Source organism: Candidatus Similichlamydia epinepheli, from assembly GCF_003056015.1.
Map to the genome: position 1 here is coordinate 1 of NZ_PPEU01000028.1, position 10,053 is coordinate 10,053.

Genomic DNA, 10,053 nt, shown 5'->3' on the forward strand with positions numbered 1-10,053 from the left:
GACGCGTACAATAATGAGAGCTTGTTGATTATAAGATCCAGAATAGACCATATCTCCAGGAACTTTTGCGCTTGGTGTTAATTCTCCGTTTAATTGAGTTGTGGTTATTTCGGAGCTACCAGAAATGATAACTCCATCTCAAGTCTTCATGGAGAAGTACCAAAATTTCTATTCTCTCTTTGTTGTCACCATATCGACTTTATTAATGTTACTTCTTCCATTTATCTGCTATAACTGTCCATTTTCTGGGCCTGGTGGATCGATAGAAAGATCTTTAGGGCTTTTAATAGCTCTTTCTCCTTGTGCTCTTATTATTTCGTTACCTGCATGTTATTTAAGTTCTATTAGTCGTTGTACTAGGCAAGGTATAGTCGTGAAAGGGACTGCCCAACTCGAGCTGATTCCTTCGATTAAAACAATTGCCTTCGACAAGACTGGAACATTGACAGAGCCTCTTCTTAAGATGAAATCTCTTCTCACTTGGAATAAAAATGGGGGAAGGGTCAAGCCACCAGAAGAGGGAATGGTTGCACTGCTTTTACTTGAAGAGCAGACTCTTCACCCTGTTGGTCGTTCTATAGCTTTTTACTTACGTGAGCATCTTAACAACTTACCTTCATCCTTAGAACTAGACAAAGTCGAACAATTCTTAGGGCAAGGTCTTACCTCAATATGGAAAGAAGGGACAATTTGTATAGGTTCTGAGCAACTAGCTAGCAAATGGGTCCCAAGTGACCTATTGGAACTAGCTGCTGAAGAAGGTAACAAGTGGATCAAAGAAGGAGGCACAGCTATTTACGGGTGGGCCGACAATCATCTCTTCCTCTTTTGTTTGGAAGAGAAGGTACGTGAGTCGGCACTTAAAGTAATTGAATCCTTCAAGGAGAAAGGGATTCATCCGATTATTTTGAGTGGAGATCGGCAGGAACAAGTTGAACGCATCGCAAATGCGCTTAAGATTGAACAATTTCACTTTGACTTAAGTCCAAGACAAAAATTCGACTTCATTTCAGATCTTGCCCAGAAAACTTCAATTATGATGGTAGGAGACGGAATAAATGATGGGCCTGCTCTTTCAAAAGCCCATATAGGTGTAGCCATGGGAGGAGTCGGAGAATCTCTTGCTACGGAAAGCGCATCTATCGTTCTCCTAAAGGATAATCTTGAACAATTACCATGGCTGTTTCAACAAGCCCTTCGGACCCGTCAGGTCATTCAACAAGGATGGATTTTTAGCACGATTTCAATTGCATTGGGTAGCCTGATAGCAATCTCTGGTCACTCTATGATTTGGTTTTCTGTCCTTCTACACGAGGGAAGCACCATCTTAGTTGCCTTAAACGGGCTACGCCTCCTTTAATCAAAGGCTTTACTAAGCAATAAATACTTCCTTGACTAAGACCAGAGAGCAAAGATATCGAATAAAGACCTAACAGATAAAATGGTTAAGAAAAGAATAAAAAAGATCGCAAAAACTTTTTTCATTATTGAAGAAGGCAATCTTTTTCCAGTACAAGCTTCGATAAAAAGAAACATCAAATGACCACCATCCAGAACAGGAATTGGAAGTAAATTGAACAGTCCTAACTGTAGACTGATAGCGCCTAATAAGTAGAAAAAATTAGAAGAGCCCTCATTCAATGAACTATACAGATGCTTAACCAGCCCAATCGGACCTACCATTTTTGGTTTTGTCCAGTGTAAGAAAAGGTCCGATAGAAATTGTATACTTTGAAAGAAGTCACGAAGAAAAAGAGCAAAAGGAGAAATCCTCCATTGAACCGAACGATCAGAAAAGAATCCACCAATTACTAACTGTTCTTCTTTTGCTTTAACTAGGCTATGATAAATTCCTTCTTGAAAAGACCCAAAATTAACCTTGCTAAGAAATTTTCTGAGAACTCCGATTTGATCAGGAGTAAGGTCTTTCCTTCTCTTCATTTCAACAGGTTTTAATACAAAAAAAGACCCTAGACTAGATCCAGGTTCGCAATTCTTTGCTAAATCATGCAATCTCTCATCATGGAAAGGCATCTCAAAATCTTTTATTGCACGTTCCATAGATGGGTCATTACCACTGTCTCGATGTACAATCAAAAACAATTTTCTATTTTGTAGTTCTTTACGACACTCAGCAATAGAAGAAACTGCTACACCTTGAACCGAAACGATCTGATCTCCGATTTCTAATCCGTCTTCCATTGAATACAAAAGGCGTTCAGTCACTTTAAGATCTTCTGAGACAGTATACGGAATCCACCATGTAGAAGGAGATGAAGATAATCTCCTACTAAAGAGAAGATCCCTAAGTTGATAAATTCTTCTGGTTGAATCCATCAACTCAATCAAACGTAAACGAGGAATTCTTTTCCACTTGATCTCACCTGATCTATTACGAATCTTAAGTAAGACAACATCTTCAGACAAAATTTCTTCAAAAGATTCAAAACAAAAAACCAAACGCCCATTTGCCCAGACAACTCGATCATAAGGCTCTATTCCAGAAGAAAGAAGAGGTGAGCCAGCATTTAATGGTTCTTGATAGATAACGAAGCTACCAGGAGCTCTTACCCCGTAGTTTTGAAATGTTCCATTTAAAGGAATTGATCTAATTAAGCCCTTAACTTCTTCAGATGAACCATTTTGGTAAGATATCGAAAGAGCCTTTACCTCTACTTGATTACGACTACTACTATTTGAAAAATGGTCTTGAAACATTTTCACAGGAGAGTCTCCGTATGAAATGATTCGATCACCAGGATGAAGTCCAATATTATCAAGATCGCTCCCTTCGTGAATGGCCCCAATAAAAGGATTCAAATTGCGAAAATCCTTGTAGATACCACCAGTTGACCAAAGAACTGAGAAAAAGAAAATTGTGAGCAAAAAATTAGTGCCAGGACCAGCCAAAATTAGAATAAATCTTTTCCAAATTGCAACCTTAGGAAGAGGTTCCTCGCCTTCATCAAGGAATGGGGAAATAGAATCGATCTGAACGAATCCTCCAAAAGGAATACAACATATTTGCCACTTCTCACTATTCCAGGTCTTAGAAATTATTGGAGGGCCAATTCCCACACTGAAGCATTGGACTTTCACACCCAATATCTTGGCCGCAATGTAATGACCCAACTCGTGTAGAAGCACTAAAAAAAAGATGGAAAAAATAGCAAATCCAAGTTGTAAAACTTGTGACAGCAAAGACATGACTGTTCCTTCACAAAAGAAAGATTTAATGCAATTAAAGAAAAGGCCAAGCAAGGAGATGTAAGAAAAATAGAAAAACAATTGAAACTCCTGAAGAAGAGAGAGAAACATTAAAGTGAGTCAAGAAAGCTCTAACACAAGCAATCGACAAAATTGGAAGTAAGAAGGAAAGAAGAAGGCCTTTCCTCCACATGCTACTTAAATCTATGCTTATAGAACGTGACCAAATAGGTACACCCACAAGGTAAGCTAAAGGCAAGAATAACCCCATCACCTTAAGAGATGCCATCACAAAAAGCGCTATTTGAAACAGCAAAAGCAACTCAAAAAAATTTGATAAAGGCAACGAGCAAGCTGTGAACTCTCTATCAAAGACAAAAGCTACAAGACCTCTCTTGAATAGAAAGAAAAAACACAAATTTAAAACAGAGGTTCCAACCAAAATACAAGTATCTCTCATGTTTACTAGTTCGATATTACCTAAGATCAAGTCAAGACCAACATGAGCCTTCCCCCATAAAATGGATACTCCAGCTACTCCTAAAGCAAATAAAAGTGAAAAAACAAGAGCCAGGCTAGCATCTTCTCGTAATCTTAAATGACTTCTAAAGATGTGAGTTAGCAAAGATGTTATTAAAGCAGAGATCAAAGCACTCAGTAATATGGCTGAATAAGATAGCGGATTGTGTACATCTTGAAGTTGAAAAATATTTGAGAGCCAAGCCCCCATGACGACACCTAAAAGAGATGTGTGCGAAACCGTATTCGCAAGCATCGTCATTCTGCTCAAATAAAGAAGCGATCCGATATACGTTGAGAAACATCCAACTGATATTAGACATATTATCTGCATCTCGTCTTGTGCAAGTTCATAAAAAACAGCACCAGACAAGATGCGATGAATCATAATGGAAAAAAAATCAACAAATCCTGCATGAAAATAGAGCAACATAATAAAGCCGAACCGTCACTGAGGTGGAGGTATTGATCTTCCATGTGGATCTCGATCAATATCCCCAAGTAATTGTTGAATAGTTTCACTAGAATCTAGATCAAGCGCGTGTTCCATCTCTTCTGCATAACGATGTACCATTTCCGGCGAGACTCCGCCTTTTTCAACTAAATAAAGTTCCCACAGACGATGAAGTCGTAAAATTCTCAAAGCCTCTCGTCTACCTTTTTCTGTTAACATGTAAAAACCAGTGGTAGAACATTCTGATAGGAAACCACTCTTAACTAGACTACACAACCCTCTTTCCACACGGAGTAAATGTTCCTCAATAAGTTCCGATAACATGTGAGCAGAAAAAGATGACTGCTCTCGCTTGACAAATGTTTTAAGTATCACTTCAAGAAAAGACCTCTGCTCATAATCTCTTCGCTTTCTGATGCGAGCAAATAAACCTCTTGGCCAAGCCATAATTTCAGTCAAAACAAAAAGCAAGGTAGCAACAAATACAATAGTAGGTCCAGGCGGAAGCGCGATACCAAAACTTAGGTCAAGCCATAAACTAAATAACAGCCCCAAAGAAGAGGATAAAGCCCCTAAAAAAGCAGCAAAAAGAGACATATAAGAAAATCTGCTTAAAGCAACTTTAGCAGCAAGTGCAGGTGCCACCATCAATGATGTCACAACAAACACTCCTCCAGCTTGTAATCCAACTAAGATGGATAGAGTTAAAATTAACCTCATGAAAAAAAAGAATAACACTCGAGCGCGAGAAGGGAAAAGAGTGAAGTTCGAATCAAAAAGAAAAAATTTAATCGGAAGCTGAAAAACGATAAAGGCAAGTGTTATAAAAAATGCAACAGTCATCAAGTGTATTAAAGCTGACCACTCAAGAAAAACAAGTTGGCCATATAGAAATCTTTGAGCTGTAGGTAGAAGAAAAAACCATTTTTTTTGGAATAGACTTAGCAAAACAGAACTAAATCCCATTGCTGTAGCTAAAGTCCAACAAAAAAGAGCATCCTCTGGAACTCTTTTCCGATATATAAATCTATATCCCTCTATAAAAAAAGAAATCACCAACAAAATTAAAGAAAAAAGCAGAAAAAAACTACTCCAAGAAAAGAGATCATTTGTCCCACATAAAAACCAAACAACCCAAAGGCCAAGCAACACTCCAGGATAAGCTGCATGGGATAACACTTCAGCTATAAGACAATTTTCCAAAAAATATGCACAAAAACCAACTAAACCACAAATCCACCCCATCAGAAAGCTTCCAAAAAACGAAGGCAACATCAAGAGCAAAAAAGAGTAATTTGGTGGCATGGAAATCATCCTTTTAGATGAAACAAAACTGCTAATAGATTTAAGTTTATATTGTTGCGAAAAGAGGGCAAGAACTAGACTCGGCGATCTAATGGTCTCGGCATCTAATAATACAAAAAAGCAGGCAGCAATTTCTTCTCCCAAAATATTTTTTTAATAGACCAGGCGGAAGTGGCGGAATGGTAGACGCGCTACTTTGAGGTGGTAGTGAGAGAATTCTCGTGAGGGTTCGACTCCCTCCTTCCGCAGAAAAAGGCGGGGTGGATTGTTTGCGAGTTTTTTACGTCCATGAGGATAGACTTCCATCGGATAATCCGTTAGGTGGACATGTTTACGGTGTTGGCTTGCATCTTTCCAAGTTGGGCTGTGAAGTATGCCTTATCTTGATGTATGGCTCGTGGGCAGTAGAGAATCTTCATTCTTTTTACTTTGGACGTGAACCATTAACACCTATACGCAATTTGAAGCTATGGCCTGTTTTCTCTCTTTCCCCATTTGCACGTCTTATTGGCATACGCACAAGCTGGCCAATGCTTCGTCTGACTCGTTCTGTTGTGGACTTTACCCAACCAAACGTACTTTTATTTTCGGAGTGGAAAACTGCTAGATTCTTTCTACAATACCGAAACCCACACATTAAATACGTTCAAGAAATTCTTAATTTGCCGTTTTACCTTTCTTCCAATAAGGAGGATAAGAAAAGGGTTAGTCTCAATGAGCAAAAAACTATCTTAGAATTCAAGAATACACTTCATGCAACAGACCTTGTTATTGTTCCAACTGAAGAACTATTGAAACAGCTTCAAAGCCCTCCCTACTTCATGCGAGACATTACCATTAGGGTCTTGCCCCTAGCCTCTTCTGAGAATCGTCTGCCTAAAAAGTGCGACACTAATGATAAACTAATTAAGTTGTTCTATGTAGGTAACCTTGAGGAATGGAATGGACTTGATGATTTAGCGGTTGCTATGGAGGATTTACTCGATATCGAACTACACATAGTTACTCAAGACAAGAAGCGGCTATCTTCATTAAAATCAGCTATGGGATCGATTCTAGGATCGCATAGGTTCTTTATCCATAACCTTTCAAATTTCAAGAAAAAACGTGAGTTAGTATGCGAGGCTGACGCCTTTGTATCCCCTTTTAGAAATCATTCTCCATGTGTTTACGAGGGGCATCCCTCTCTTCCAGATTACATGGCATGGTGTCGTCCTATTTTGGCACCAAATTTTCCAGTTGTTAGGCAGCTTCTACCTAAAGGGCCATGGGAAGGGTTGCTTTACCAACATGGATCAATCGAATCGATGCGTGATAAGTTGAAATTATTTCAGAACCCTACATATCGATTTATGATCTCAGAGAGCCTTTACGATTTTCATTTAGAAAGATGTTCGGAACAGTGCAGAATTCGCCAAATGAAACGTCTTATAGAAACATGTCGATAATATTAGGCATCGACCCCGGTACTTTTTTAACTGGTTATGGAGTGCTCGAAGAGGGGGAAATCATAGACTGGGGGCTCTTCAAGCCCCCTACCCGAACAGACCCACATAAACGCCTTCTCATTATGGGTGAAGCATTTCGCACTGTTTTGGAAAAATATCGTCCAAATCGACTTGCTATTGAACAAACATTTGTGGGTAAATACCCCCGCACAGTAATTGCTTTATCACACTTAAGGGGAGTCTTTATTTTTTTGACAAAAGAGCGGGGTATCGATTTGGAAGAATACAGTGCTAAAGAAGTTAAAAATCTTGTTACTGGTCGAGGTGATAGCGATAAACAAATGATGATTCATGCGATCGCTAATAAATTCGACCTCAATCCTAAAACATTAAATGACAATTGTGCAGATGCGATTGCCCTTGCATACTTCTCACACCTGTTGAATAAGCAAGCTTGAGAGATATGATCGAGTCGATACAAGGCGTCATCATTAAAATTGAAAAAGACCTTCTCTCTATAAGATTGGGCCCCATACAAATTCAATTAAATTTCTTTGGGCACACACCTCCAATAAAAGGAGATGAAGTAGTTATCCTTACACATATGACCTGGAAAGAAGACGGTCCTCATCTGTACGGTTTTATAAATCCTGAAGAATTGGATCTATTTCAAAAATTAATAAAGATTCCAGGAATTGGCCCCAAAACAGCAGGATCCCTAATTAAAAAACTAGGGGCCAAAGAGGTTATTAGTGCCATTCAACGAGATGATGGGGAGGCTCTTTCCCAAGTTCGTGGTCTAAGTTTAAAAATCGCCAATAGAATACTTTTCGACTTAAAAGTAGAAAAAAGAAAATCCCGTGAATCATCTCCTTTATTGTGCCAAGAAGCGAAAAAGGCATTAATACAATTGGGTCTTTCTAGGCCTGAAGCTAATCAATTGATTCAAGATACATGGTCTGAAAATCCATCCGTACAATCTTCTGAAGAGCTTCTTCATTTAGCTCTCATGAGAATTCCACGGGTAGGATCAATCTCGCAAGATAATTCTAGTGATTTCTGAAGCGGAGAACTACATCTCAATTAGGGAAAACTAAGACAAAACCGAGCAGAAAGGGCAATCTTCTTTAATATGCATACGACTACGACAAAATTGTCTTCCCACTGAAATCATTTGCAAGTGGACTCGTGCCCATAGATATTTTGGTATTAAATGACATAATTCCATCTCTACTCCATTTCTAGACTTAGATTTGGCTAGATTCCATCTCTTTGCGCACCTAAAAACGTGAGTGTCTACTGGGAAAGCAGGTTGACCAAACCATTGCGATAGAACAACCGAAGCAGTCTTTCTACCAACTCCAGGCAGAGACTCAAGGTCAGTACGATTGGAGGGGACATGACCCGAATAGTAACGCAATAAAAGATCGGAAAGATTCCAAATAGACTCTGCCTTTCTTAAGCTCAACCCACAAGGACGAATAATTGCACGAATTTCATCCACTTCTAATTTAATCATTTTACCAGGAGAGTCAGCCCATTCAAAAAGAACTTTAGTTACTTTATTTACTCTATCATCGAAACATCTAGCAGACAATAAAACAGCAATAAGAAAGGTGTAAGAAGAAGACGCATCCAGAGTCGGAGAAGGATCTGGTGAAAACTTATCCAATAATTGGAAGAGAATATCAAAACGATTCTTTGCACTAGAACTACTCATATAGGTCAACAAAAAACCTTTTCTTAAATCTAATGAATCCATCTCTGGTAATAACCGAAGATCGTTTTTTCAATCCCTCTAAAGCTGATATAAAAAAAGCTGTTTTCAAGATTCCTTCAAAGGACGACATTTCATCATATGCAAACGAATAAAAAAATTTCTGTTTTTTATTTTCAGACCATCTATCTAAAGCACCTAAATACGCTAACTCTTCCTTAACTCCAGGGAATATATTTTGAATTGTTTTGTGAAATTGGTCGTGCTTAGTCAAAGTTACTGAAGGAAGCTCAAGCAAACCTTCTGAATTTTTCTGTACCAAGATAGCATGATCACGACGACATCGCAGAAGTAAAACAACTTCAAATGATGAAGGGGGCCACAAAACAATTCAAATGATGAAGGGGGCCGGCATCTTCCTTCCTCGAGTATGAAACCACGCAATTCCTCTCCAATGGAAGAACCAAACCAGAATGCTTGAACAGCGACCTCACATACTGGAAAGAGTCTGAATGCTTCCCTCTCTGAGTATGAGACAAATGTTCCATAAATAAAAGATTGAGAAACACATAGAGGAACTGGCAAAGCAGTTTCTAGTTCTGCCCAAACACAAATCATTCTAATTAATCGGTTTTTATGATCTCTATAATCGATTAAACCAAGGAATCCCCCAATTTGAGATGGAGGAACCGCTATTTGTGATCCAAGAATTCGAATAAAAGCATCTTTAATTGTCTCGAATGGATATCCAAATCCATTTGGCAATTCGAAACATACATTGCATTCACCTAAGGAGTCTTTTCTTTGCAAAAAAAGAACTTCCGAACGGTAGTGAAGGACAATGGTCAAAGCAAACAAAGTAGGTTGATCAATTCTCATTAGATCTGGCCAACTTTCTGCAGAGAAAGCAAACAATTCTTCTTCAAAAAGAAACACTACAAGATACTCGATCAGTTGGGTCTTAATCTCTACTTGCTCTATACTGCGGGTCCGTGTCCAATACAAGTCTGACGGGTGGTTTAATCTTCCCGATCTTCAAGTGAAACTATGTTCCGTTTGCATTTCAGCAATAGTCCCAAAATGAAGAGCGATACCACCAACTAGTTGTACATCAAATGGGACCATGTCCCATACGATAGTTTGACCTGTACAATTGATAGAAGCACCACAAAGACGTCGGCAAGCACATTTTACAAGAGCGTAAGCCTCAGGAAGAAGTTGTTCAAGACTTTCACCGTTTCTAAAACGTGCTTTTAGCAATTCTGTCTCAGCAGAAAGATCTGTTACATCTGATTCGACGATACGTCTTTCTGCAGCGTTAATTTTCTCTACGATCCTCCAGTACGTTTTGAGACGTCTTTCCTGAGCGGATCCAAATAGTTTCCTGAGCAAACGGAACATAG

Annotated in this window: 11 protein-coding genes, 1 tRNA gene and 1 pseudogene; 5 read left to right on the forward strand and 8 right to left on the reverse strand. The window is 38.9% G+C overall.

Annotated features, from left to right (window positions below; translation table 11 throughout):
• On the reverse strand, positions 1-129 hold a 129-nt coding region (locus tag GCCT14_RS05620; protein ID WP_157952514.1), incomplete at its 3' end, for a P-type ATPase actuator domain-containing protein.
• Here GCCT14_RS05620 and GCCT14_RS02490 point away from each other — a divergent pair.
• A complete protein-coding gene (locus GCCT14_RS02490; RefSeq protein ID WP_157952508.1) occupies positions 125-1,360 on the forward strand; it encodes an HAD-IC family P-type ATPase in 1,236 nt (411 codons plus the stop codon). The two genes, GCCT14_RS05620 and GCCT14_RS02490, sit on opposite strands and share 5 nt — an antisense overlap.
• A 35-nt stretch (positions 1,361-1,395) precedes the next feature.
• Here GCCT14_RS02490 and GCCT14_RS02495 read toward each other — a convergent pair whose 3' ends face one another.
• The 3 genes from GCCT14_RS02495 to GCCT14_RS02505 are packed head-to-tail and all read right to left on the reverse strand — an operon-like array spanning position 1,396 to position 5,494.
• The gene (locus tag GCCT14_RS02495) at positions 1,396-3,207 is read right to left on the reverse strand and encodes a site-2 protease family protein (RefSeq protein ID WP_157952509.1); all 1,812 of its coding nucleotides are present in this window, start codon (positions 3,205-3,207) and stop codon (positions 1,396-1,398) included.
• A gap of 34 nt (positions 3,208-3,241) precedes the next feature.
• A complete protein-coding gene (locus tag GCCT14_RS02500) occupies positions 3,242-4,159 on the reverse strand; it encodes a metal ABC transporter permease (RefSeq protein ID WP_108624101.1) in 918 nt (305 codons plus the stop codon).
• Between the two features lie 15 nt (positions 4,160-4,174).
• On the reverse strand, positions 4,175-5,494 hold the full coding sequence (locus GCCT14_RS02505) for a metal ABC transporter permease (RefSeq protein WP_157952510.1): 1,320 nt from the start codon (positions 5,492-5,494) through the stop codon (positions 4,175-4,177).
• Between the two features lie 156 nt (positions 5,495-5,650).
• On the opposite strand from GCCT14_RS02505, the gene GCCT14_RS02510 reads away from it, so the two are divergent.
• From GCCT14_RS02510 to ruvA, 4 genes are all read left to right on the forward strand, one after another.
• Positions 5,651-5,733, forward strand: a tRNA-Leu gene (locus GCCT14_RS02510).
• Positions 5,707-6,933, forward strand: coding sequence for a glycosyltransferase (locus GCCT14_RS02515; RefSeq protein WP_108624103.1), 1,227 nt, complete (start codon positions 5,707-5,709; stop codon positions 6,931-6,933). Before GCCT14_RS02510 ends, GCCT14_RS02515 begins: the two co-directional genes overlap by 27 nt.
• Positions 6,924-7,391, forward strand: coding sequence for a crossover junction endodeoxyribonuclease RuvC (locus GCCT14_RS02520; RefSeq protein ID WP_157952511.1), 468 nt, complete (start codon positions 6,924-6,926; stop codon positions 7,389-7,391). The genes GCCT14_RS02515 and GCCT14_RS02520 overlap by 10 nt, the downstream gene beginning before the upstream one ends.
• 5 nt (positions 7,392-7,396) lie before the next feature.
• Positions 7,397-7,996: a Holliday junction branch migration protein RuvA gene (gene ruvA / locus GCCT14_RS02525; protein ID WP_157952512.1), complete on the forward strand. Its 600-nt coding sequence runs from the start codon at positions 7,397-7,399 to the stop codon at positions 7,994-7,996.
• A gap of 30 nt (positions 7,997-8,026) precedes the next feature.
• On the opposite strand, the gene GCCT14_RS02530 is transcribed toward ruvA, so the two are convergent.
• The 4 genes and pseudogenes from GCCT14_RS02530 to GCCT14_RS02545 all read right to left on the reverse strand — a co-directional run.
• Positions 8,027-8,653 (reverse strand): endonuclease III domain-containing protein, encoded by a 627-nt coding sequence (locus GCCT14_RS02530; protein WP_108624106.1) that lies wholly within the window; start codon positions 8,651-8,653, stop codon positions 8,027-8,029.
• Positions 8,646-8,924, reverse strand: coding sequence for a hypothetical protein (locus tag GCCT14_RS02535; RefSeq protein WP_157952513.1), 279 nt, complete (start codon positions 8,922-8,924; stop codon positions 8,646-8,648). Before GCCT14_RS02535 ends, GCCT14_RS02530 begins: the two co-directional genes overlap by 8 nt.
• A 2-nt stretch (positions 8,925-8,926) precedes the next feature.
• The gene (locus tag GCCT14_RS02540) at positions 8,927-9,586 is read right to left on the reverse strand and encodes a hypothetical protein (protein WP_108624108.1); all 660 of its coding nucleotides are present in this window, start codon (positions 9,584-9,586) and stop codon (positions 8,927-8,929) included.
• A gap of 99 nt (positions 9,587-9,685) precedes the next feature.
• Positions 9,686-10,053: pseudogene (locus GCCT14_RS02545) on the reverse strand (preprotein translocase subunit SecA); the annotation flags it as partial.